At 75.6% G+C, this 23,188-nt stretch carries 18 protein-coding genes; 5 read left to right on the top strand and 13 right to left on the bottom strand.

The features are described 5' to 3' along the window. Nucleotides 1-38 precede the first annotated feature (38 nt). From QWJ13_RS19575 to QWJ13_RS19550, 6 genes are all read right to left on the bottom strand, one after another. On the bottom strand, nt 39-1,850 hold the full coding sequence (locus tag QWJ13_RS19575; protein ID WP_316525965.1) for an amino acid adenylation domain-containing protein: 1,812 nt from the start codon (nt 1,848-1,850) through the stop codon (nt 39-41). 100 nt (nt 1,851-1,950) lie between these two features. Further along, complete coding sequence (locus QWJ13_RS19570) at nt 1,951-5,067, bottom strand: non-ribosomal peptide synthetase (protein ID WP_316525964.1); 3,117 nt, start codon at nt 5,065-5,067, stop codon at nt 1,951-1,953. Between the two features lie 283 nt (nt 5,068-5,350). Beyond that, nucleotides 5,351-6,664, bottom strand: coding sequence for a condensation domain-containing protein (locus QWJ13_RS19565; protein ID WP_316525963.1), 1,314 nt, complete (start codon nt 6,662-6,664; stop codon nt 5,351-5,353). Between the two features lie 86 nt (nt 6,665-6,750). Next, nucleotides 6,751-8,070 (bottom strand): MFS transporter, encoded by a 1,320-nt coding sequence (locus QWJ13_RS19560; protein WP_316525962.1) that lies wholly within the window; start codon nt 8,068-8,070, stop codon nt 6,751-6,753. A gap of 419 nt (nt 8,071-8,489) precedes the next feature. Next, nucleotides 8,490-9,596, bottom strand: coding sequence for a PP2C family protein-serine/threonine phosphatase (locus QWJ13_RS19555; protein ID WP_316525961.1), 1,107 nt, complete (start codon nt 9,594-9,596; stop codon nt 8,490-8,492). A 91-nt stretch (nt 9,597-9,687) separates the two neighbouring features. Beyond that, complete coding sequence (locus QWJ13_RS19550; RefSeq protein WP_316525960.1) at nt 9,688-10,350, bottom strand: maleylpyruvate isomerase family mycothiol-dependent enzyme; 663 nt, start codon at nt 10,348-10,350, stop codon at nt 9,688-9,690. A 71-nt stretch (nt 10,351-10,421) separates the two neighbouring features. Here QWJ13_RS19550 and QWJ13_RS19545 point away from each other — a divergent pair, with 71 nt between their 5' ends. Beyond that, nucleotides 10,422-11,483 (top strand): LysR family transcriptional regulator, encoded by a 1,062-nt coding sequence (locus QWJ13_RS19545; RefSeq protein ID WP_316525959.1) that lies wholly within the window; start codon nt 10,422-10,424, stop codon nt 11,481-11,483. On the opposite strand, the gene QWJ13_RS19540 is transcribed toward QWJ13_RS19545, so the two are convergent. Then, the gene (locus tag QWJ13_RS19540; RefSeq protein WP_316525958.1) at nt 11,396-12,553 is read right to left on the bottom strand and encodes an erythromycin esterase family protein; all 1,158 of its coding nucleotides are present in this window, start codon (nt 12,551-12,553) and stop codon (nt 11,396-11,398) included. The two genes, QWJ13_RS19545 and QWJ13_RS19540, sit on opposite strands and share 88 nt — an antisense overlap. Before the next feature lie 106 nt (nt 12,554-12,659). On the opposite strand from QWJ13_RS19540, the gene QWJ13_RS19535 reads away from it, so the two are divergent. Then, entirely contained in the window at nt 12,660-13,379 is a 720-nt protein-coding gene (locus QWJ13_RS19535; protein ID WP_316525956.1) for a TioE family transcriptional regulator, read from the top strand. Between the two features lie 67 nt (nt 13,380-13,446). On the opposite strand, the gene QWJ13_RS19530 is transcribed toward QWJ13_RS19535, so the two are convergent. Next, entirely contained in the window at nt 13,447-14,892 is a 1,446-nt protein-coding gene (locus tag QWJ13_RS19530; RefSeq protein WP_316525955.1) for an MFS transporter, read from the bottom strand. A gap of 92 nt (nt 14,893-14,984) precedes the next feature. Then, nucleotides 14,985-15,443, bottom strand: coding sequence for a MarR family winged helix-turn-helix transcriptional regulator (locus tag QWJ13_RS19525; RefSeq protein ID WP_316526031.1), 459 nt, complete (start codon nt 15,441-15,443; stop codon nt 14,985-14,987). A 216-nt stretch (nt 15,444-15,659) separates the two neighbouring features. Here QWJ13_RS19525 and QWJ13_RS19520 point away from each other — a divergent pair, with 216 nt between their 5' ends. Then, nucleotides 15,660-16,325 (top strand): response regulator, encoded by a 666-nt coding sequence (locus QWJ13_RS19520; RefSeq protein ID WP_316525954.1) that lies wholly within the window; start codon nt 15,660-15,662, stop codon nt 16,323-16,325. Nucleotides 16,326-16,362: 37 nt separating this feature from the next. Here QWJ13_RS19520 and QWJ13_RS19515 read toward each other — a convergent pair whose 3' ends face one another. From QWJ13_RS19515 to QWJ13_RS19500, 4 genes are all read right to left on the bottom strand, one after another. Further along, complete coding sequence (locus QWJ13_RS19515) at nt 16,363-17,643, bottom strand: sensor histidine kinase (protein ID WP_316525953.1); 1,281 nt, start codon at nt 17,641-17,643, stop codon at nt 16,363-16,365. Nucleotides 17,644-17,818: 175 nt separating this feature from the next. Further along, a complete protein-coding gene (locus QWJ13_RS19510; RefSeq protein ID WP_316525952.1) occupies nt 17,819-19,210 on the bottom strand; it encodes an FtsX-like permease family protein in 1,392 nt (463 codons plus the stop codon). Beyond that, complete coding sequence (locus tag QWJ13_RS19505) at nt 19,207-19,992, bottom strand: ABC transporter ATP-binding protein (protein ID WP_316525951.1); 786 nt, start codon at nt 19,990-19,992, stop codon at nt 19,207-19,209. Before QWJ13_RS19505 ends, QWJ13_RS19510 begins: the two co-directional genes overlap by 4 nt. An 88-nt stretch (nt 19,993-20,080) precedes the next feature. After that, nucleotides 20,081-21,481: a HEAT repeat domain-containing protein gene (locus QWJ13_RS19500; RefSeq protein ID WP_316525950.1), complete on the bottom strand. Its 1,401-nt coding sequence runs from the start codon at nt 21,479-21,481 to the stop codon at nt 20,081-20,083. A 124-nt stretch (nt 21,482-21,605) separates the two neighbouring features. On the opposite strand from QWJ13_RS19500, the gene QWJ13_RS19495 reads away from it, so the two are divergent. Together QWJ13_RS19495 and QWJ13_RS19490 are read left to right on the top strand one after the other, a co-directional pair. Then, the gene (locus tag QWJ13_RS19495) at nt 21,606-22,136 is read left to right on the top strand and encodes a hypothetical protein (protein WP_316525949.1); all 531 of its coding nucleotides are present in this window, start codon (nt 21,606-21,608) and stop codon (nt 22,134-22,136) included. Nucleotides 22,137-22,271: 135 nt separating this feature from the next. Continuing rightward, a complete protein-coding gene (locus tag QWJ13_RS19490; RefSeq protein ID WP_316525948.1) occupies nt 22,272-23,177 on the top strand; it encodes a ketopantoate reductase family protein in 906 nt (301 codons plus the stop codon). The last annotated feature ends 11 nt before the right edge of the window (nt 23,178-23,188 follow it).

The raw sequence follows: 23,188 nt of genomic DNA, 5'->3' as shown, positions 1-23,188 counted from the left end.
GTGGGCCGGGGCGCCCCGCTGAGGAGGTTCGGGAGGGGTCAGGCGGTCGCGGCGGCCGGCTCGGCCATCCGCTCCTCGACCAGCCGGGCGACGGCCCGCAGGTCCGGCTGGCGCAGCACCAGCGGGGCGCGCAGCCGTACTCCGTACTCGCCCTCCAGGGCCTCCAGCAGTCGGGCGGCGGCGAGCGAATTGCCGCCCGCGGCCAGGAAGTTGTCCGACGGCCCGAGGTCGGCGCGGCCGATCAGCTCGCGGCAGAGCTTCAGCACGGTGCGCTCGACCGGGCCGTCCCCGTCGTCCGCCGAGGCCGGTACCGTCGGCGCCTCGGCCAGCAGCGCCTGGCGGTCCACCTTGCCGTTGGCGTCCAGCGGGAAGCGCTCGACCAGCCGGACGGCGGAGGGCGCGGCCTGTTCGGGCAGCCAGGGGCGGACGGCGGCGAGCAGCGCCTCGGGGTCGGCGCCGTCCTCGGCCTGGACGAAGGCGAGCAGCCGGGCCCCGCCGGTCGGCGCCTGCTCGGCGGCGACCACCGCCCGGCGCACCAGCGGGTCGCGCTCGAAGGCGGCCTCGACCTCGGCGGGTTCGATCCGCACGCCACTGACCTTGACCTGGTCGTCCAGCCGGCCGTGGAACTCCAGCACGCCGTCGGGGCGCATCACCACCCGGTCGCCGGTGCGGTAGACCCGGTCGGTGCCGACCACGCCGGCGGGCGCGTCGACGAAGCGGCGGGCGGTCAGCTCGGGGTCGAGGTATCCGGCGGCCAGGCCGCGGCCGCCGATCCGCAGTTCACCGGCCGTGCCGCGCGGCACCGGGCGGCCGTCCTCGTCGGTGACCAGGAGGACGGCGCCGGCGATGGGCAGGCCGATCGGCGGGGCGCCGGCGCCGTGGTCACCGCCGGGGGCCATGGTGTGGACGGTGGTGGTGACGGTGGCCTCGGCCGGGCCGTAGGCGTTGTGGACGGTGGCGGTGACGTCGGGCCCGGGGGCGCGGCGCAGCCGGTCGCCGCCGATCGACAGGTGGCGCAGCGCCAGGCCGGCGGGCCAGGGCCGGCCCAGGACGGGCTCGGCCAGCGGGGTGGGCAGGATGGACGCGGTGATGCCGGCCTCGCGCCACCAGTCGGTGAGCGCACCGGTGTCCCAGCGGACGGCCTCGGGGGCGACGACCAGGGCCGCCCCGGAGGTGAGGCCGGCCCACAGCTCCTGCACGTGCGGGTCGAAGGCGACGCCGATCAGCAGGCTGTGCCGCTCGCCGGGGCCGAGGCCGGTCAGGTCGCGGTACCAGTGCAGCAGCGCGCCGAGCGCGGGCTCGGTCACGGCGACGGCCTTCGGGGTGCCGGTGGAGCCGGAGGTGAGCACCGCGTAGTGGGTGCCGACCGGGACGCGCGCCTGCTCACCGGGCATCAGGGCGGCCACCACGCCGGCGGTGGGCAGCTCCAGCGGCAGCCGCTCGCCGCCGGGCGGCAGCAGGTCCGGCTCGCCGACCAGGCAGGCCGGGCGCAGCTGCTCGGCGACGGCGCGCAGCCGCCGCTCGCCGGGGCGCGGGCCGAGCGGCAGGTGGACGGCGCCGAGCTTGGCGGCGGCCAGGGTGACGGCGACCAGCGAGACCGAGTGGGCGAGGCAGACGCCCAGCAGGTCACCCGGGCCGACCTTGCCGCGCAGGGTCTCGGCCACGGTGTCGGCGAGGCGGTCGAGTTCGGCGTAGCTGTAGGCCCGCTCGCCGTCGATCAGGGCGGGGGCGTCCGGGGTGCGGTGCGCCCAGCTGGTGAAGAGGTCGAGCACCGCGCCGTCCTGGTGCGGGCGGCCGTAGCCGATGCTCGGGGTCTGGGTGTTCGTCGAGTCCTTGTCAGGGTGTTCCATCATCAGCTCCGGAAGGTGATGCGGGTCGGCCGGGCCCGGTCGGCGGTCTGCCGCCGGCGTCGCTGCTGGTTCGCGCGGGTCGCTTGCTCGCGTGGGTCGTTCACGCGGTGAGGGCGCGGGCCTGGTCGGCCAGCACGGCGTGGCGGAACAGGGTGCGCAGCGGCGGGCGGCTGCCGAGGTGCGGCTCCAGGTACGCGGCGAGCTGGGCGGCGAGCAGCGAGTGGCCGCCGACCTCGAAGAAGTGCGAGTCCGCGGTGAAGCGGCCGTGGCCGAGCACCTCCCGCCAGGCGGCGGCGATCAGCCGTTGGCCGGGGTCGGTGAACTCGCTCTCGGCGCTCTCCTGCGCGGCGACGGCTTCCGGGCTCTCCTGGGCTTCCGAGGCCTCCGAGGCCAGGCGGGCGAGGGCGGCCCGGTCGGGCTTGCCGCCGGGCAGGGTCGGCATCGCGGCGACGGCCGTCCAGCTCGCCGGGACGAGTCCGCCGGGCAGTCGGCGGGCGAGCGCCTCGTGCAGGGCGGCCTGGTCGGGGCGCTCGACGCCTTCCAGGAAGCCGATCAGGCGGGGGCCGGTGCGCGGGTCGGTGTGCAGCAGCACCGCGCAGGAGCGTCCGCCGAGTTCGGCGGAGGCGGCGGCCTCGATCTCCTCCAGCTCGATCCGGTGGCCGCGCAGCTTGACCTGGTTGTCGGCGCGGCCGAGGAAGCGCAGCCGCCCGTCCAGGTCGCGGTAGCCGCGGTCGCCGGTGCGGTAGAGGCGGGCGCCGCCGAGCGCGGGCACGGTCACGAAGCGGGCCGCGGTCGGCTCCGGCAGGCCCAGGTAGCCCTCGGCCAACAGGGGTCCGCCGACGGCGAGTTCGCCGACGCAGCCGGGTGGCAGCGGGCGCAGGGTGTCGTCCAGGACGTGGATGCGCACGCCGTCCAGTTCGGTGCCGAGCGGGATCTCGCCGTCCGCGGCGACGTCGGCGGCGGTGACCTCGTACACGGTGGAGGTGACGGTGGCCTCGGTGACGCCGTAGGCGTTCAGCACCGTGGTGGCCTCGGTCAGACCGGCCAGGGCCCGGGCGGGCAGCCGCTCGCCGCCGAGCACCAGCAGCCGGGGCGTCCACCGGCCGTCGCCCAGCGCCTCGCGCAGCTCCTCGCGGACGGCGAGCAGGTAGCTGGTCGGCAGGTTGGCGACGGTGACGCCGCGGGCGGCCAGCACGGCCACCAGTTCGGGGCCGGTGGGCACCTCGCGCTGCGGCACGACCAGAGCGGCGCCGGCCGCGAGGGCGGGCAGCACCTCCTCCAGCGCCACGTCGAAGGACGGCCGGGCGAACATCAACACCCGGTCGGCGGAGGTGAGTTCGTAGCGGGCGGCGATCGCGGCGACATACCCGGCGAGGGCCTCGCGGCCGACCAGGACGGGCTTGGGCACACCGGTGGAGCCGGAGGTGTGGATCACGTACGCGGCGCCGTCCAGTACGGCGGCGGGCTCGGCCTTCGGGAAGTCCGGGCCGTCCAGCAGCGCCGGGGTGACGCCCTCGGCGGGCAGCGCCGACGCGCTCTGCCGGGTGGCCAGGACGAGCGCCGGGCTGAGCCGCTCCAGCAGCAGGCCGAGCCGGGCGGCCGGGTCCTCGGTGGAGAGCGGCGCGTACACGGCGCCGTATCGCAGGCAGGCGAGCAGGGCGACCACGCTGTCCGTGCCGCGCGGCAGCACGGCGGCCACCGGCTGGCCGGGCAGCACTCCGGCGCCGCCCAGGCGATCGACCAACTCGCCGACACGGCGGTCGAGTTCGCCGTAGCTGATCCGCTCGGCGCCGGCCAGCAGGGCGAGCGTGGCGGGGTCGTGGGCGGCGGCCGGGTCCAGCGCGGCGGGGGCCGCCGGGGCCGGCCGCACGGTCTCCGCGGCCTCGGGCTCGGGCGCGGGAGCGAGGTCGGCGATCGGCGTCCGCGGGCGGTCCAGGTAGCAGCGCAGCAGCTCCAGCAGCCGCTCGGACAGCAGCACCGCCTCGGACTCGCGGTAGAGGTCGGCGTCGTAGTCCCAGACCAGGGTCATCCCGGCGGCGCCGCGCTTCTCGCCGACCACCCGGCGGTCGTCGGGCAGCAGCACCAGGTCGAGGTCGAAGCGGGTGGTGCCGGTGTTGAAGCCCTCGTACAGCGAGACCTCCAGCCCGGGTGCCTGGACGTCGGGCAGCGCCGCGTCGTGCGCGCTGAACATCACGTTGAACAGCGGGTTGTCGGCGCCGGTGGTGTGCAGCCCGAGCCTGCGGGTCAGCTCCTGGACCGGCAGGTCCTGGTACGGCAGGGCGCGCAGCAGGACGTCGGTCACCTCGTCGACGGCTTCGGTGCCGGGGGCCGCCGGGTCGAGCCGCAGGCGCAGCGGGACGGTGTTGACGAACATGCCGACGGTGCCATCGAAGCCCTCCGGGCGGTTGCCGACGGCGGTGCCGATGACGAGTTCGCGGTGGCCGCTGTGCCGGCGCAGCAGTTCGGCGAGCAGCGCGAGCAGGGTGCTGAACGGGGTGTGGCCGTCCGCCTTGCTGCGCTCGCGCAGCCGTTCGGCCAGGTCGGCGCCGATCGACTGGCGCAGCTGGCCGCCCCGGTGGCGTCGCCCGACGCCCGGCCGGGCGAGTCCGGGCAGCGTGACCTCACGCGGCGCGTCGGCCAGTTCCCTGGTCCAGAAGTCGAGCGCGCGGTCGCGGGGGAGGTCGGCAGCGGCGCGGGCGTGCTCCTCGTACGAGGGGGCGGCGGGCAGCCGGTACGGCTCGCCGAGGACGGTGGCGCGGTAGACGGTGAACAGGTCGCGCAGCAGGATCGCGAAGGAGTGGCCGTCGTGGACGAGGTGGTGCTCGACGTGGATCAGCCGGTGGTGGTCCTCGGCGAGCCGGACCAGGTGCCAGCGCAGCACCGGGGCCCGCCCGGTGTCCAGCGGCTCCTCGGCCTCGGCGGCGAGCAGCCGGCGGAAGGCGGCCTCCGGGTCCTGCTCGGCGGTGAAGTCGCTGTGGCGAAGCTCCGGTTCGCAGCCCTCGGCGACCCGCTGGCCGGGCAGGCCCTCCGGCCTGGGGACCAACTCCAGCCGCAGGCCTGGGTGGTGGGCCAGCACGGCGGTCAGGCCGGCGTGCAGCGCGTCCCGGTCCAGGGTGCCCCAGAGATCGAGGACGGCGGTGAAGTTGTAGGCCCGGCTGCCTGGCAGCAGCTGTTCGTGCAGCCAGACGATCTCCTGTGAAGGAGAGAGTGCGAACATGGTCAACTCCCTTGTGTGGTGGGCTTGTCGGCAATGCTCTGGCCGGATGCGGCGTGGGGTGGGCCGCACCGGCCGGCGGGCCGGGCCGCGCCGGGTGAGGCGCTGCCCGGTGCCCGGGGGTCCGTCCGGCGGCGTGTCGCACGCGCGCGGACGGGCTCGGTGGATCCGTCGTGCCGGATCCGTCGTGGGGAGTTCAGCGGGGATTTCAGGGGGGTTCAGCGGGGGGTTCAGGGGCCCGCGGGTTCGGACGTGCCGGCCCGGACGTGCGGGCCCCGCGGTGCTTTCAGGCCTGCGGGGCCAGGCTCGGCCCGGCGTGCAGGTGGTGTCCCAGTACGGCGAGGAGTTCATCGAAGGCGGCCCGGGCCTCGACCTCGGGGAAGCGGTCGCTGTCCCAGGCCAGCCGGATCAGCAGGTCCTCGCCGTGCGAAGCGGAGACGGCCAGTGGCGCGGCGAGCGGACGGCCGTCCAGGTGGACCTCCCGGCCGGCGGTGCCACCGAGCACCAGGGGCGGGCGGCGGCGCAGGTCCTCCAGGGTGAGCAGGGCGTCCAGGCCGCCCGACCACGGGGCTCCGGCGGTGCGGGCGGCGCGGACCACCTCGTCGAAGGGGGTGCCGGCCTGGTCCAGGTCGTCCCACCAGGCGTCCGCGAGCGCGCCCAGGTCCGCGACCGGTCCCGAAGTGGCGGGGTGCACCAGGGTGTTGAGGAAGCAGCCGAGCGCGGCGGGCGCGCCGGGAGGCCGCCCGCCCCATGGGTAGCCGAGCGCGAGCGCCCCTCCCCCGCCCTCCGAACAGGGGGACTCGTTCGCCCGGTACAGCCGGTGCATGGCCGAGGAAACCGCGTCCAGCAGGGCCGGGAAGACGGCGCCCCGGGCGGCGCCCCGGGCGGCGGGCAGCCGCTCGGTGAGCATTCCGGTGGAGGTCGCCGCGCCGCCGCCGGCTCCGGTCAGCCCGCCCAGTCGGCGGCCCCAGTAGGCCTGCGCGGCGGGGCCGCCGGCGGCGTCCTCGGCGGCGAGCTGCGACTCGACGGCCTGCCGGTAGTCGGCCAGCGCCTGCGGCGTGGGCCCGGCCGCCGGCGCTTCGTCCTGCTCGTACGCCGTGCTGAGCTCGGCGGTGAGCACGCCGAGCGACTGCTCGTCACAGGCCGCGTGGTCCAGCGCGAGGACGAGCAGCTCCTCGTCCCCGTCCGGGTCCGCGGCCACCAGCAGGCGCAGCGCGGGCCCGTCGGCGGGCCAGTCCAGCAGGGCCTCGCGCAGCGCCGCGCGGGCGGTGCCGCCGGGGGCGACGGCGATCCGCGCGGCCTCGGCGGAGGGGCCGCCGGTGCGCAGGACGGGTGTGCCGCGCACGGTCGCGAAGGCGCCGCACAGCGCGGGGTGGTGGGCGGCCACCGCGGCCGCGGCGCGGGCCAGTCGGCCGAGGTCGAGGGTGCCGCGCGGGAAGGCGAAGAGCATCGGGACGATGTCGGAGCGGCTCTGCGGCGTGAGTCGGCGGGTGATCAGGAACCGCCGCTGGGCTCCGGTCAGCGGGAGCAGTTCCACCGGGGCTTCGGCGGCGGCGGTACGGTACCGGGCGAGGTAGGCGGCGGTGATGCTGGCGTGCACGGGGGCGGTCTCCGGTTTCCGGTCGCGGCTCGGGTCGGGGATCGGGTCGGGGATCGGGTGGTGCGGGCGGCTCGACTGGGCGGCGGTCAGGACGCGTTGGGGCGCACGGCGCTCTCCTCCTCGGCGGCCTCCACATCCACGTCCGGCCGGGCCGTTCCCCCGGTGCCCGGCAGTTCGCGCATCCGCCGCAGCGGCGACAGCAGCAGCGGCAGCGGCACCAGCAGGAACCCGGCGGCGCAGAGCCAGAGCGCGGCGCGCGGCCCGGCCGCGTCGGCGACCACACCGCCGATCAGGGCGCCGATCGGCAAGGTGCCCCAGACCAGGAAGCGCATGGTGGCGTTCATCCGGCCGAGCAGCTCCGGTGGGCAGAGGCTCTGCCGGAAGCTCACCTGGGCGACGTTGTAGACCACCGCGCCGAACAGCACCACCCCGGAGGCCAGGCCGAACAGCACCACGCCCGCGCCGCCGCCGGACAGCGGCCACAGCAGCGCGAACGGCGCCGTCACCACCGCGGACAGCCAGATCAGCCGGGCCTGTCCGACCCACCGGGCGAGCTGCCCGGCGCACAGCGCGCCCGCCAGCCCGCCGACGGCGGAGACCGACAGCAGCACGCCGATCGCGCCCGGCGACAGGTCGAGCACCCGCACCCAGAACACCGTCTGCACGGCGGTCAGCACGGCGGAGAACAGGTTGGAGGTGGCGGTGGCGGTCGCGATCGCCCGCAGCAGCGGGTGGCCGAGCACGAACCGCACCCCCTCCCCGATCTCGGCGCGCAGCGAGCGCCCGGTCCCGGGTTCCGGCCGCTGCTCCTCGGCCTTGATCCGGACGAGCAGCAGCGCGGAGGCCAGGTAGCCGCAGGCATCGGCCGCGATGGCGAGCGGCGCGCCGAGCAGCTGGACCAGTCCGCCGCCGAGGCCCGGCCCGGCGATCTGCGCCGAGGAGCGGACCGTCTCCAACGCCCCGTTCCCGGCGACCAGTTGCTCGCGCGGCAGGACGGCGGGCAGGAAGGACTGGTGGGCGACGTCGAAGAACACCGTCGCCACCCCGGTGACCAGTCCCACCAGGTAGAGCTGCGGCATGGTCAGCACCCCGAGCGCGGCGGCCGGCGGGATCGATCCCACGGCCAGGCAGCGCACCACGTCGGCACGGATCAGGACCGGCAGCTTGCGCGTCCGGTCCAGCCAGGCGCCCGCCGGCAGACCGACGAGCAGGAACGCGGCGGTCTCGGCGGCGGTCAGCAGGCCGACCTGGAACGGCGTGGCGTCGAGCACCACCACCGCCACCAGGGGGAGGGCGACCAGGGTCACCTGACTGCCCGTCTGGGCCGCGGCGGCTCCGGTCAACAGGAGCCGGAAGTCGCGGTGGCCGAGCGGACGTGCCGGGCGGGGGCAGGGCTTCTCGTTCATCGATGCGACTCTCGGTCACCCATTCGATACAGGGCAAGCAGCGGGTTCGTTTCCGGACGGTCCGCAGGTCGGCCGAATCCCGCCACTCCCCCGGTCCACCCTTACGCGCCCCTTGCGGCCGCCCGCACGGCCGCCGCCCCGCGCGCGACATCCGTCGATCGAGGTGACGCGGGCCGACGGATGCCCCGGGCGCCTCCGGACCCACCGGTCCAGATCATCGTCCGATATGCGGACGCCGCCTTTCCAGCCACCGGACGACGACACTCAACTTGGCCGGATTCGAGGGAGTGCAGTCCGGTCGTCACCTCATCGTGATATCCGCGTGACCGAAGCGAGCCGTCGTGGGCGTCGGCGAGCTGCCGGCGGCCCCCGCGTGAACCGACCGGTCCGCCCTCGGCCGACCGTCACCGCGCCGTCCGTCAGCCGTCGGCCCGGCGGGTGATCGCGAGCACCGCCATGTCGTCGTCCCGGGGCCCGCCGGTCCACCGCCCGACGTCCGCCACCAGCGCGTCCAACACCTCCCCCGGGCCGGCGAACGGCCCCAGCGGGGCCAGTCCGAGCACCGGGTCGTAGAACTCCCCCGCCGCGTCCCGGGCCTCGGTCACCCCGTCGGTCACCAGCAGCAGCGTGCACCCGGCCGGGAACGGGCGGCTCTCCGGCGCCGGACGCGCCACACCCAGCCCGCCCATCCCCAGCGGCAGCCCCGGGTCCGCCGCGTCCAACCGGCGCACCGGGGGCCCGGCCTCGCCCGGCGGGCACGGGCCCAGCAGGTACGGGCCGGGGTGCCCGCAGTCGAGGGTGCGGACGCTCTCCTCCCCCGGCGGAAACTCCACCAGCAGCGCGGTGATGAACCCCTCCAGCCGCAGCTCCTCGCTCATCCGCTCGCTCTCCCGCAGCAGGGAGTCCTCCAGCGCGTCGGCGAGCGCGGTCAGCTCCGGCGCCCGGTGGGAACCCTCCCGGAAGGCGCCCAGCAGCACCGAGACCGCCCCCACCGCGTGCAGCCCCTTGCCCCGCACGTCGGCGATCAGTCCGCGCACGCCGTACGGGGTGACCTGCAGCGCGTACGCGTCCCCGCCGATCAGCGCCTCGTCCTGGGCGGCCCGGTAGCAGGCCGCGACCGACAACCGCCCCACCCGCGCGGGCGGCTCCGGCAGCACCGCACGCTGCGCCGCCTCCGCCACCGACCGGACCCGTTCCAGGCGCCGCCCGTGCCGGGCCACCACCCGGTTCACCCCGATCCCGAGCAGCCCCGCGAAAGCCGTGCTCGCCAGCTCCAGGTACCCGGCCCCGGTCCCGATCGACCCGTCCTGGGTGGACAGCAGCAGGATGCCGAGCAGATTGGCCACCGCCACGGCCACGGTGTCCCGCAGCGCCAGCAGCGCCCCGGCCAGCACGGCGGCGGCCGCGAGCATCGGATCGCCCCAGTAGTCGGCCGGGTCCAGCGCGTTCCACACCAGCCCGCCGACGGTCAGCAACCACGGCGCGACCCGCACGTACGGCGGCCACTGCACGGACCTCGGGGCCATCGGCGACCTGGCTTCCCGTCTCCACCACCATCCGGAAGGGCTTCCTCCGATCGTAGTCACGGCCCGGCCCGGCCCGCACGACGGCGATGGCTCACCCGCCGGCGGTGAACCGCCCCGCGCCCGGCCCCGACAGCAGGCCCTCCGGGATCCGTCGCCCGTAGGCCACCAGCAGCAGGTGCTCCGCCCGCCCCTCGACGGTCCGCGGCCCGTCTCCGTACGACCAGCTGGTGTCCGTCGCCACCAGCCGGACACCGTCCAGCCGGGCCCCGAAGAACCGCAGGCCGCGCGGGGTGAGGGCGGTCAGCAGGGCGGTCGCACGGGGCAGCGGGAGGCGTCCGGGCAGGCCGAGTGCCACGGTGACGTCGAGCCCGTGGACGGCGTCGTGGGCCAGGCCCGCGATCCGGCCGCCGACCGGCGGGCGCCACGGGTGCTCGGCGTGCTCGGCCAGGGCGGCGGCGAGTTCCCGCTCGCTCATGGCGGCCGCGTCGCGGCGGGCCAGGCGGTCGGCCATCCGGTGCACGTTGCCGCCGGAGCGGGCCAGCTCGACCGCCGTACGCGCCGTGGAGCGCCGGAACCCGGTGCCCATGTGCGCCACCACCTCCCGGACCCGCCAACCCTCGCACAGCGACGGCGCGTTCCACTGCTCCGGTGTGAAGGCGGCGAACACCTCCGCGAGTTCACGCCGCTCGGCCGCGATCTGCTCGCGGACCCAGCCGGCCCGCTCCTCACCCTGGTCCTGTCGCACGGTTTCCATGCCCCCACCCTGCGGCCGGCATCCACCCGCCGTCCAAGACCGGGAAGTTCTGCCACCTATGATCAGGAGTTATGGAACTGCGGCAGCTCCAGTACTTCGTCACCGTCGCCCAGCAGGGCAGCTTCACCCGGGCCGCGCAGCTGCTGCACCTGACCCAGCCCGGAGTGAGCTCCCAGATCCGACAGTTGGAGCGGGAGCTGGGGCACCGGCTGCTCGACCGCTCGGGCCGTGCGGTGCGGCTCACCCCGGTCGGCGAGGCGGTGCTGCCACACGCCCGGGCGGCGCTCGCCGCCGCGGCCGAGGCCCGCCGCACGGCGCAGGAGTTCGACGGGCTGCGGCGCGGCCACGTGCGGCTGGGCATGGTCTCCGGGGCGGCCCTGACCCCGCCGTCCGAGCCGGGCGCCTTCCCCGGGCTCGCCACCACGCTGGCCGCGTTCCGCCAGGAGCACCCCGGCATCGACTTCTCCCTCATCGAGGACACCAGCACCCGGATGCTCGCGGCCCTACGCGAGGGCGAACTCGACCTCGCCGTCGTCGGCCTGCCCGTCCCCGCGAGCGGGCGGGAGGACGACGACGGCTGGTCCACGCTGACCGGGCTCCGCCTGCACACCGTGCTGGAGGTCCCGCTGGTCGCGGCCCGTGCCGAGCACCACCCGCCGGCCGGCTCGGACGGTGGCCCGGATGTCCCCGACCCCGGCCAGGACCCGCTCCCGGTCGCGGCGCTCGCCCGGCACCCCCTGTTGAGCACCCCGCGCGGCACCGGGATGCGCACCGCGTTGGAACGCGCCCTGACCGAGGCCGGTATCGACCCGGCGGTCGGCGTGGAGGCGGCCGCCCCCTCGCAGTTGGCCGAGCTCGCCGCGCACGGACTGGGCGTGGCCGTGCTGCCGGACCCCGGCCCGGTGCCCGGTCTGCGGGTCCGCCCGCTCACCGGGCCCGTCCCCCGGGTCCGGATCGCGCTGGCCTGGCCGACCGGGCGGCCCTCGGCACCGACCGCCGCCCTGGTCGCCCACCTGCGGCGGGCCTACCCGGGACCGGCTCCCGCTCAGCCCCCGGCCGGCACCGCCGAGCCGTCGGCGATGTGCAGCAGCGCGACCGCGCCGTCGACGGTCTCCCGGTCGAGCGGGAAGTAGCCCTGCCGCGGAACGGTGTCGGTGCGGGTACGGGCCTCGGCGGGCAGCGCCGCCGACGTCAACTCCCATGTCCCGCTGCTTCGTTGCAGGTGACTCTCATACGTCCCCGAGGCCGGCTCGGCCAGTCCGATCGCCGCGCTGCGCCCCAGGCTCCCGGCGACGAAGGCGTACCGCTCGCCCAGCAGCGTGCCGACGATGCGGCCCGCGCCGGTCCACCGGCAGTCCAGCTCGCCCAGTGCCCAGGCACTCGGGTTGCGCTGGGCGTGCAGGTTGTGGGTGAAGAGCAGGGTCGGTCCGCGCCGGGCCTCGATCTCGCGGATGTCGAGGAGGTTCTGCGCCATCAACGCGTCGCGCACGCCGGACAGGGTGCCGATCCGGGCGCTCTGGGTCAGCCCGCGAACCGCCGACTGGGCGTGGTAGCGCAGCAGGCCGATCCCGGCGGCCAGCCGGGCGCGGGCCGCGAACCATTCGGCGATCGAGGTCGACTCGATCAACTCCGGTGCCCTCATGTGGAGTTGAAGGAGGAGGTCATCGGCGATGCAGCGCAGTCGGGCAGCCTCCACGGTGCCGCCCGGCGACTGCTCCGGATCCGTCACCGCCTCGGTACGGCTCCAGCGTTCGTCCTCGCCCGCCACGCCGGCGAGGTCGAGATCGAGGCCCAGATAGTCGCGGGTGTCCTCCAGGTAGCGGCGCGGGCTGGGGGCACTGGTGGTCTCGGTCGGGATGTCGAATCCGTGGAAGGCCAGTCGCTCACCGGGCGGCCGCTCCCGGTTGAACTCCCGCATCCAGGCGACGAGTCGACGGTTGGGCGCGAGCTCGCCGAAACCGTGGGTGAAGCCCTCCGCCATCACCGATTCGAGGGTGCCGACCCCCTCCCTGACGTAGGCGTCCACCGCGAACGCGGCCACCCGGTCGGTCTCCAGGGCGATCGACCGGAAGCCCCGGTCGGCCACCAGCCTGACGAACAGTTCGTTGCGGGCCCACCCGAAGGCCGGCTCCTTGTGCGTCGGCTCGCCGAGGCCCAGAAGCTCACATGCCGGGGTGACGAAGTCATCCATGTCCTGGTTCATGAACCTCAAGCGTATCCTTGAAAGGACGGTTGAAACTTTTGCTCCTGTGGCCGATCAACCGTCGCGGAAAGCCTCAAACGGCTCTGAACCCGAAGTGGAGACGGCCATGCGCCCCGCCGACCTGGCACGCGAGCACGGCATCTCGACCCAGGCGATCCGCAACTACGAGCGTGACGGCTTCCTCCCGCCCGCCGAACGCACGCCCACCGGCTACCGGATCTACACGGAGTCGCACGCGGTCTCCCTGCGCGCCTACCTCGCCCTGGTCGCCGGGTACGGGCACCCGACCGCCGGCGCGGCCATGACCGCCGTCCACGCCGACCGGCTCGACGACGCCATCGCCCAACTCGACCGGGGTCACGCCCAGTTGCTGCGGGACCGGGAGACCCTCGCCGCCGTCCGCGAAGCCGTCGGCCACCTGACCGCCGGGTCCGCCACCGGAACGGGCCTTCCCGTACGGCCCGGCGCCCGCACCGTCGGCGAGGTCGCACACCGGCTGGGCGTCACCCCCGCGACCCTGCGGTCCTGGGAGGCGGCCGGCATCCTCACCCCCGCCCGGGACCGCGTCACCGGACACCGCCGCTACCTCCCGGCCGACGTCCGCGACGCCGAACTCGCCCACCTGCTGCGCCGGGGCGGCTACCTGCTGGACCACATCGCCACCGTGCTGCGGCAGATCCGCACGGCGGGCGGCACCGGCGAGTTGACCGCCGCCCTCGACGGCTGGCAGCAGCGCCTCACCGCCCGGGGCCTGGCGATGCTCACCGCCTCGGCCCGTCTCGACGACTACCTGACGCTACGGCCCGGGGTCGCCCAACAGGCCTGACCCACGGGGCTGGAGCCCCGCGGCGGCAGCGGCTTCGAAAGCCGGGCCACCTGCAGCCGGCTTCCTGTCATGGTTTCTGCCGCACCGGCGCTTCCCGTCGTCCGAGCGAGCGGTCGGGCAAGATGAGCAGGAAGAGCAGGGCCGCGGCGCCGAGCATGAAGAGCGCGAGGTGGTGCAGCCCGCCCGTGGTGGCACCGTGGGGGAAGAAGGCGGCGTTCGCGGCCGAGGCCGCCATGGCGCCGAGGTACATGAAGGTGCGCAGCAGCCCGGCGGCCGAGGCGATGGCGGCCGGGTCCGCCTGGTGGTAGAGGGCGGTCTGGGTGCCGAGCCCGATGAGCCCCTGGGAGAGGCCCGCCAGGACGCCGACGGCGATCAGCAGGATTCCCGGGCTGCTCGTGTGCACCAGCAGCAGGGCGGCGCAGGCCGCGATCTGGCAGCCGGACCCGACCAGCAGTTTGCCGCGCACGGCCGGGCTGCGGCCACTGATGCCGGAGGCCGCGAGGGCGCTCAGCGAGAGCGGCAGCAGCACCAGTCCGGCGGTGGTGGCCGACAGGCCGCGCCCCTCTTCCAGCCATTGGGTGTAGCCGTAGAGGAAGGCGTAGATGGCGGTGTAGCCGAGGACTTGGCGCAGGTAGGTGGCGATCAACGGCCGATTGCCGGCCAGCGCTCCCAGGTCGATGAAGGGCGTACGGGCCCGGCGCTCGCGGACGGCGAAGCCCGCGGCCGCCAGGACGGCGGACACCGGCAGATACCAGCGCGCGGGGTCGGGCTTCATCAGGAACAGCATCAGGGCGAGCAGGAGGACCGCGAACAGCGCGATCCCGGCGTGGTCCAGCCGGGCCGGGCGGTCGGCGCCACCGGGTTGTTCGCCGTCGGGCCCGTCCAGTCCGTCCAGACCGTCGGGTCCGTCGGATCCCTCGGGTCCGTCGGGTCCGTCGGGTCCGTCGGATCCCTCGGGTCCGTCCGCCCGGGGTCGGCGCCCGGCGACGGGAAGCCGGGCCGCGCCGAGCGCCAGACAGGCCAGCGACAGTGGGACGTTGACGGCGAAGACCGTCCGCCAGCCGCCCGCGCCGATCAACAGGCCGCCGAGGGTGGGACCGACCACGGCGACGGTCTGGTTGGCGACCGCCAGCACCGTCAGCACCCCGGTGGGGCTGGACCGCCCGGTCCGCTCGGCCTCGCTGCGGGTCAGGTGCATCGCGGCGGGGTACGCCGCGGAGGTGCCCAGCCCGAGCAGCACCCGCGCGGCGATCAGCGGCCCGAGCGACGGGGCGAGCGAGCCGAGCAGGCCGGCGATGCCGACCAGGGCCGTCCCGGCGAGGTAGAGCCGGCGCGGGCCGTAGGTGTCCACCAGCCGTCCGATCACCGGCTGGCCGACGGCGGTGGCCAGGTAGAGCGCGGTGACCAGCCAGGCGGTCTCGGCCGGCGGAGCGCCGAAGGCGGCGCCCACCGGCACCAGGGCCACCGCGATCATCGACGAGTTGATCGGGTTGAGCACCGAGCCGAGCACCATCGGTGCGATCAGTCGACGGTTGAACCCGTCGTCCGGAGCGGACCGGTGACAGCCCGCCCGTAACCGGGCCGGCAGGGCCCCTGGGCCGGGCCTCACCGGTTCAGCCGGTCTATCAGGGCCAGCGCCTCCAGCACGGTGGCGCGCTCGGCCTCGGTGTAGTGATCCGCCATGGCCCGGGCCAGCCGGCCTTGGCGGGCCTGGCGGCGTCCCGCGACATAGGCCAGCCCGGTCTCGGTGAGGCTGACCACCTGGCGTCGGCCGTCCTCGGGGTCGGGGCTGCGCCCGACCAGGCCGTGCTCTTCGAGCGCGGCGACGGTGGCGGCCATCGACTGCGGGCGGACCCGCTCCGCGGCGGCCAGCGCGCTGGCCGAGGCCGGCCCGTCGTTGATCAGCCTGCTGAGCACGGCGGTCTGGGAGGGGGTCAGGTCGCTGGTGGCGCTCGTCTCGCGCAGGGTGCGGCGCAACCGGCTGAAGACGGCGCGCAGTTCGCGCGCGGCCAGCGCCGCGGTGTCGGGAACGTCAGGGTGTGCGGAGTCGGCCGCAGAGGCCACGGAGGCCACGGAGGCCGTGGGAGTCGCGGCGGCGGAGGAACGGACAGTTCGCTTCTCGGTCACGGTTCCACGGTAAATTCATCAGTCTGGGCTGTCCAGTCTCAACTGAAGGTTTTCCCGGTCCTACGCAAGCCGACGCAGGCCGCCGCCGACCGAAATCGGCGGCACCCGCGGCCCGCGCCCGGGTCGGCCGCGGGAGGCCCGGATAATGACGGCATGATCGACAAGCAGCTCCGCGTCGTCCTCGCCGAGGACTCGGTGATCCTCCGCGACGGCATGGTCGAACTCCTCACCGCCCGTGGGTGCGTGGTGGTCGCCACCGCCGGGACGGCACCCGAGCTGGTCGCCGCCGTCACCGAGCACCGGCCCGACGTGGCCGTGGTCGACATCCGGATGCCGCCCAGCCACACCGACGAGGGCATCCGGGCCGCGGTCGAGATCCGGGCCGCGCTGCCCGAGGTCGGCATCCTGGTCTTCTCCCAGCACGTCGAGACCGCCTGGGCCGCCCGGTTGCTGGCTGACGGCGCCGCCGGCGTCGGCTACCTGCTCAAGGAACGGGTGGCCCGCACCTCCGAGTTCGTGGACGCCCTGCACCGGGTCGCCGCCGGTGGCGCGGCCCTCGACCCGGAGATCGTCAACGCCCTGCTGCACGGCGGGCGGCGCAGCCGGGTGGACGCCCTCACCCCGCGCGAGCGGGAGGTGCTGGAGCTGATGGCCCAGGGGCACTCCAATCGTTCGATCGCCTCGCTGCTGGTGGTGTCCGAGCGGGCGGTGGAGAAGCACGTGGCGGCGGTGTTCGGCAAGTTCGACCTGCCCGCGAGCGACGCCGACAACCGGCGGGTCAAGGCCGTGCTCACCTACCTCGCGGAGTGCGGCGCCTGAACCCACCCCGGCGGTCGCTCCGACCGTTGACCTCCTGTCACAGTCGGGCGGGCAGCTCGGCGCTGACCACCGTCGGCCCGCCGGGCGGGCTGTCCACCCGCAGCAGCCCGTCCACCGCGGCCAGCCGCTCGGCCAGGCCCGCCAGCCCGGTGCCGGCACCGATCGCGGCACCACCGTGCCCGTCGTCGCGCACGGTCAACCGGACCCTCCCGCGGGCCGCGCGCAGGCTCAGTTCCACCGACCGTGCCCCGCTGTGCTTGGCCACATTGGTGAGCAGTTCGGCCGCGCAGAAGTAGACGGCCCGCTCGATCACTTCGTCCGGGCGCTCCCGCAGGTCCAGCCGGACCTCGACCGGCACCGGCGAGGTGGCGGTCAGCCCCGGCAGCGCCTCGGCCAACCCGCCGTCCAGCGCGACCGGGTGGATGCCCTTGGTCAGCCGGCGCAGACCGGTGATGGTGGCGTCGGTCTGCTCGCGGGCCCGGTCGACCAGGGTGCGCAGCCGCCCGAGGTCGGGGCCATCCGGGCGCCTTCCCGCTACGGGAGCACCGTCGGCCGGAACGCTGCCGCCCGGCACGTCATCGGCCAACACGTCGTCGGCCAGGGACAGGGTGATGGCGAGCGCGACCAGCTGCGCCTGGGTGCCGTCGTGCAGGTCGCGTTCCAGGCGCCGCAGTCGGTCGGTGTTCTCGGCCAGCAGGACGGCCCGGGCGTGCTCCAACTGGCGCACCCGTTGCTGGGAGCGCGCCGGCCCGAGCAGCGCGCGGGCCAGCGCACGGTTCGCCGCGCTGACGACATGCAGCGCGGCGGGTACCACGGCCAGCACCGTGAGGCCGGCCGGGACCGCGCCCAGGTCCAGCAGGCCGATCAACCTCGGGCCCGGCTCCACCATCCGCGCCCAGAACGGGAAGCCCACCAGCCAGATGCTGCCGAGCGGCAGCACGACCACGGCCAGGAAGCCGAGCACGCCCAGTGGAAGCCGCAGGAAGAGGTAGAGCAGCGTCCGCCAGGCCACCGGGTCGGTCAGCGCCACCCTGCCCCGGGCGAGCACCCCGGACGGGCGCGGCAGCGGAGGAGGAGCGGGCACCGACTCCCCCAGTAGCCGCCCGACCAGCCACCGGTGCGGGCCACCGAGCCTGCGCGCCCCGAGCAGCGCGGCCACCACGAACGGCAGGCCCAGCACGGTGAGTGAGAGCAGGGCCCCCGCGTAGAGGACGGCGACGGCGTACACCCCGCCGAGCACTCCGAGCGGCAACCCGGCCACCGCAAAGGCCAGTTCACCACCGTGCACCGACCCGTACCGCCGCCGCTCAGCCACCATCCACCTCACCACTCACCCGCCGACCAGCCCCCAGCATCCACCAGGCACCTCCGGAACCCTCGCAACCACCGCACTCACCGCACTCACCTGCCCCTCCGTACGGACGCCCCGTCAGTCCGCTGACGCATGCCCGCACCCGGAAGCCTCCCTCCGTCGCCTCTTCACCTCCCTGGCCTCACCCCCGTTCCACGCCCGCCGACTCCACCGCCGCGCCGCCGACCGCCCACAGACCGGTACCCACGATCCCCGGCACGGTGAGCACCGCCGCCCCCAGCAGCACCCAGGCGCACGCCGCGCCCGGCACCACCGGCACCACCGAACCCGTCACCGCCAGGCTGAACGCCCCGGAGGCCGCCGCCGCCACCGCCGTGCCCAGCAGCACGCCGATCGCGGTGGTCAGCGCCGCCTCCACGGAGAGCATCCGCAGCAGCTGCCGCCGCGTCGCCCCGACCAGGCGCAGCAGCGCGAACTCGCGGCGCCGGTCGGCGGTCAGCGCCACCAGGGTGTTGACCGTGGAGACCGCCGCGAAGCAGACCAGCAGCCCGAGCTCCATCTCGCGCAGCCAGATGTCGCTCTCCTTGGTGACACTGGTCGTGGCACCCGTCGCCCGGGCGACCTGCTCGGCGGTGCTGGTCAGGACCAGCATGGTGCCGGAGAGCCCGACCAGCAGCGCGACCGGCACCACCGCGGAGGCGAGCCGGGCCGCGTAGCCGCGCAGGTTGGCGTCCGCCAGCCAGCCCGCCCGGGGGGCGAGTGCCCGCGCCGGAGCGCCCAGCACCGGGGCCAGGACCCGCGCCGCCGCCGGCCCCAGCAGTCCGACCGCCACCAGCAGCACCAGCGAACCGAGCAGCGAGGCCTGCCCCGCCTTGTCCAGCTCCCCGGGCGGCCGGCTCGCCGCCAGCCGCAGTAGCACCCCGCCGCCCGCGAGCACCGCCACGCCGGCGAGCAACCGCGGCGCACCCGTCCGCCGAGGCCCGCCCGCGCCCTCGGTCAGCGCGACCGCCGGAGCCGGCCGGGTGACCCGGTGCACCGAGACGGCGGTGGCGGCGAGGCCGACCAGCAGCGCCACCGCGAGCGCGACCAGCGCCGGCACCGGCGCGCCGGGTATGCGCAGCCCGGGCGCGGCCATCCCGCGCCGCTGGAGCGCGGTGAGGAAGGCGCGGGCGGCAAGGTGTCCCGTCAGGCCGCCAGGTACGGCCACCAACAGGGTGGTCGCGGCCACCTGCGCGCGCACCACCCGCCGCACCTGACGGGGTGTCGCCGCGACGGTGCGCAGCAGCGCCAGGTCGCGGTGCTGCTGGCGCAGGGTGAAGCCGAGCGCGTTGACCACGACGAACAGCGCGACCAGGACGGCGATCTCCCCGAAGCCCCCGGCGATCGGCATCAGGCCCGGCCCGGACACCGCCGCCCGCGTCACCGCCGCGGGCGCCGTGACCTGCGCGGCGACCAGTGAGCCGAACAGCGTCACGGCCGCCATCGCCAGGAACAGCGCCGCCCCCAGCCCGGCGAAGGACGCCGGACGGCGACGGATCTGCCCCGCCGACAGGGCCAGCACGGGACTGCTCATCGCGCTCCCCCGCCCAACCGGCTGAGCGCCTCGCCGACCCGCGCGGCGGTCGGATGGGTCAGCTCGTCCACCAGCAGGCCGTCCGCCAGCAGCAGCACCCGGTCCGCGTATCCGGCGGCGACCGGGTCGTGGGTGACCATCACACAGGTCTGCCCGTCGGTGTCGACGCCCGCGCGCAGCAGACCGAGGATCTCCTGTCCGGTGGCGCGGTCCAGCGCGCCGGTCGGCTCGTCGGCGAACAGCACCTCCGGTCGGGAGGTCAGCGCACGGGCTATCGCCACCCGCTGCTGCTGGCCTCCCGACAACTGCCCGGGCCTGTACCGCTCCCGCCCGCCCAGCCCGACCCGGGCCAGCGCCTCGCGGACCCCGGCCCGCTCCGGTGGCTGCCCGGCCAGCCGCCCGGGCAACTCGACGTTCTGCGCCACCGTCATCGCGGGCATCAGGTTGAAGGCCTGGAACACCAACCCCACCCGGGTGCGGCGCAGCTCCGCCAGTCGCCTCTCCGGCAGCCCGGACACCTCGGTGTCGCCCCACCGCACGGTGCCCCTGGTCGGGCGGTCCATCCCGGCCAGGCAGTGCAGCAGGGTGGTCTTGCCGGAGCCGGAGGGCCCCATCACCGCCGTGAACGTCCCCGGCGCGAAGGCCACCGAGACCCCGCGCAGCGCCCGCACCGCCGCCGCGCCGCGCCCGTACTCCCGGTGCAGCCCGGCCGCGCTCAGGGCCGCACCCGACACCCCGCCGCCGTACGCCGCCGTGGTGGCGGCTGTCGTCATCCCGTTCATGCCCTCCATCGTGGGCGTCCGGGCCCGGGAGATCGATTGTGCTGGCACCCGAATCCGGGGTTCGGAAAACCGAACCCCGCAGGTGGTGCTAGGTCTCCTTGGAGCCCCGGATCCCCGCAGACCCCCGGATCCCCGCAGACCCCCGGATCTCCTCGGGCGCGCGGGTCTCCCCGGGCCGGTTGCGGAGCCGCCAGTCCCTCACCGCGTCCGCCCTGTGTTCGTACCGGTACTCCGGCCGGCTCAGCGGCCCGAGCCGCTCCACCGCCAGCGCCGTGCGCGGGTCGTCCCGCACCGCGAGGCCGTGGGCGGCCGCCAGCCGCACCAGGTGGTCGTCCACGTCCAACAGCGCGGCCAGGGCGTCGGCGACCTCGGGCGTCCGGTCCGCGGAGTGGGCGAGGACGTCGGCCGCGGCGCCCTGGACGGCCGCCGACTCGTCCCGGGTCAGGGCGAGCAGCGCGGCCCTGGTCTGCGGGGTGCGCCGTCCGTCGCCGAGCGAGCCGGCGGCGGCACGCCGGACCGCCGCGTCCGGGTCCCGCGTCAGCCGGAGCACGCAGGCGTGCCCCGCCGCGGTCAGCGGGGCGCCGAGGCGGCGCGGCACCTCGCTGCGCACCCTCGGGTCCGGGTGGTCGGCGTGGCGCAGCCCGAGGGCCTCCTCGTCGGGGTGGTCGCGGTCACTCAGGGCACGGAGGACCTCCGCCAGCACCTCGCCGTCCGGCTCGACGGCCGCCCAGGCGGCGATCAGCTCCGTCTCCTCCGCCTCGTACTCGACCGTGGCGCCCATCCTGAGGAACGGGCAGCTCAGGAAGGTCGCGACGAAGCGGCGATGGGCGGGGTCGGGGTGCCGGTGGTGGGCCATCAGGGCCGACCAGGTCTCCCGGCTTCGGCGGTTGTGGAACACGTACAGGCAGGCGGACTGCCCGACGTGCAGGGCGTCACGGTGCCTGACGGCCCGGTTCACCAGTTCGTCGACCGGAGTGAGGATGCGGAAGGCCCACTCCAGTTCGGTCAGCACGGCCCCGTGTCCGGCCCGGACGGTCAGCCCGCCGAGCGAGACCTGTTCGACCTTCGCGTGGTCCTCGGTCAGCGACACCCGGTGCGCCGGTCCGACGGCCCCGGTCCGACGGCGCAGTTCCTCCTCCGCGCCCGTCTCGTCCCAGGACCTGGCCAGCGCCAGCAACCGCTCCCGGGCGTCGACCGACAGCCTGAGCGCCGGGTCCTTGCCCAGGACCGCCGTGACCAGCGCGGGGGAGCCGAGGTCCACGGCGCGCAGCAGCAGCGTCGTCCCGTCGTGCTGCGGACGGTCGGGGTCGGCGCCCTGGTCGACCAGGACCTCGGCGACCTCGTGGTCGAATCCGAGCACGGCCTCCCACAGCAGCGGCAGCCCGTCCGCGCCGCGGGCGTTCGGGTCCGCTCCCGCACCGAGCGCCTCCCGCACCGCGTCGACGTCCCGCGCCCGTACCGCCGCGACCAGCCGTCCGTCCGCCGTCATCCGCTCGTTCCCCCCTCGAAGCACAGCGCCGCCTGCCGCACCCTAACCGCGCCGTGGCGGAAGGCGCTCGCCCCTTTCCGACCCCGGCTCCCCGTCCGCCCGCCCGACGGGGAATCATGATCCGGTGACCATCGACCTGCTGCCCGGCCACGGCGTCCGGCTGCCCGCCCCGCTGCCCGAGCTGCGCTTCGGCCTCACCGAGGCGCAGGCGCGCGGACTGCTGGCCGGGCACGGCGAGTCGCCGGCCCCGGACGGGGTGCGGAACACCTTCGTCTGCGGCTGCTCCTGGGCTCTGTGCTTCCTCCTGCCCGGTCTGAACGTCACCCTCTGCGCGGACGACGACGGCCGGCTCCGCGCCGTGATGTTCGACCGGAATCCGAGCGATGACCGGCCTGCCTGCCCGGTCGGCTACCACGGGATCGACCTGCTGGGCTGGCCGGCGCACGAGCTGGTCGAGGCGCTGCGCGCCGAGGGCGTGCCGGTGTCCGACCCCGCTCACGGCAACCTGCGTCACGAGGGCCTCCACCTTCGCCGCGCGCCCGACACCCGGCGCCGCCGCCCCGCCCCGGGGCGCAAGCCCCGCCACGAGGAGCCGTTCGGCTTCGACCACGTGTCCCTCCACGCGCCCGGCGCACTCACCAGGTACGCCGAGTGATCCTCCTCCCCCGCGCCCAACCCGTCCCGCGCATACCGCCGTTCACCGTGATCGGTCTGGAGGTCCGCCTCCTCCGGGAAGCCCCGCAACCGCGGCCCTCCGCTTCCCATCCCCACCCACCCCAAGGGAGTCATCATGACCACCACCCCCCTGACCGTCGCCGTCCTCGGCCCGGGCGGCGTCGGCGGGCTGATCGGCGGGCTGCTCGCCCGTGACGGCCACCGGGTCGTCTGCCTGGCCGGCGAGGCGACCGCGGCCACCATCGCACGGGACGGACTGCGCGTCCGCAGCAGCCAGTTCGGCGAGTTCACCGCCCGGGTCGAGGCCGCCACCGAGCTGCGCGAGCCGGTCGACGCGGCCTTCGTGACGGTCAAGGAGACGGCTCTGGCCGCCGCGCTCGACCGGATGCCCGCGCACACGCTCGGCACCGGGATCGTGGTGCCGCTGCTCAACGGCCTGGACCACATGGCGCTGCTGCGCGAGCGCTACCCGGCCGGGCTGGTGACGGCCGGCACGATCCGGATCGAGGCCACCCGGACGGCGCCCGGGCGGATCGAGCACACCAGCCCGTTCGCCGCCATCGAACTCGGCGCGACCACCGAACACGCCTCTCCCGTCGGCGAGTTCGCCGATCGGCTGCGGCACGCCGGCCTGGACGTCACCCTGCGCGAGGACGAGACCGCGATGCTGTGGAGCAAGCTCTCCTTCCTCGCCCCGTTCGCCCTGCTCACCACCCGGCACGCGAGCGAGATCGGCACCGTGCGCACCGAGCACCGGGCCGAACTCCTCGCCGTCCTGGACGAGATCAGCGCCGTCACCCGGGCGGTCGGCGCGCCGGCGGACGCACAGACCCTGCTCGCCTCCTTCGACCGCATCCCCGGCTCGATGAAGTCCTCGATGCAGCGCGACGTGGAGGCGGGCCGGCCGACCGAACTGGACGCCATCGGCGGCGCCGTCCTGCGGGCGGCCGACGCGCACGGGGTGGCCGCCCCGACCATCGCCCGCCTGGTGCGCGACCTGTCCGCACCCGCCAACCGGTAGCCCCCGACCGG

This window comes from Kitasatospora brasiliensis (genome assembly GCF_032654805.1).
GTDB lineage: Bacteria > Actinomycetota > Actinomycetes > Streptomycetales > Streptomycetaceae > Kitasatospora > Kitasatospora brasiliensis.
The sequence above is the reverse complement of the archived record's forward strand: the minus strand, read 5'-3'. Positions and strand labels throughout refer to the sequence as shown.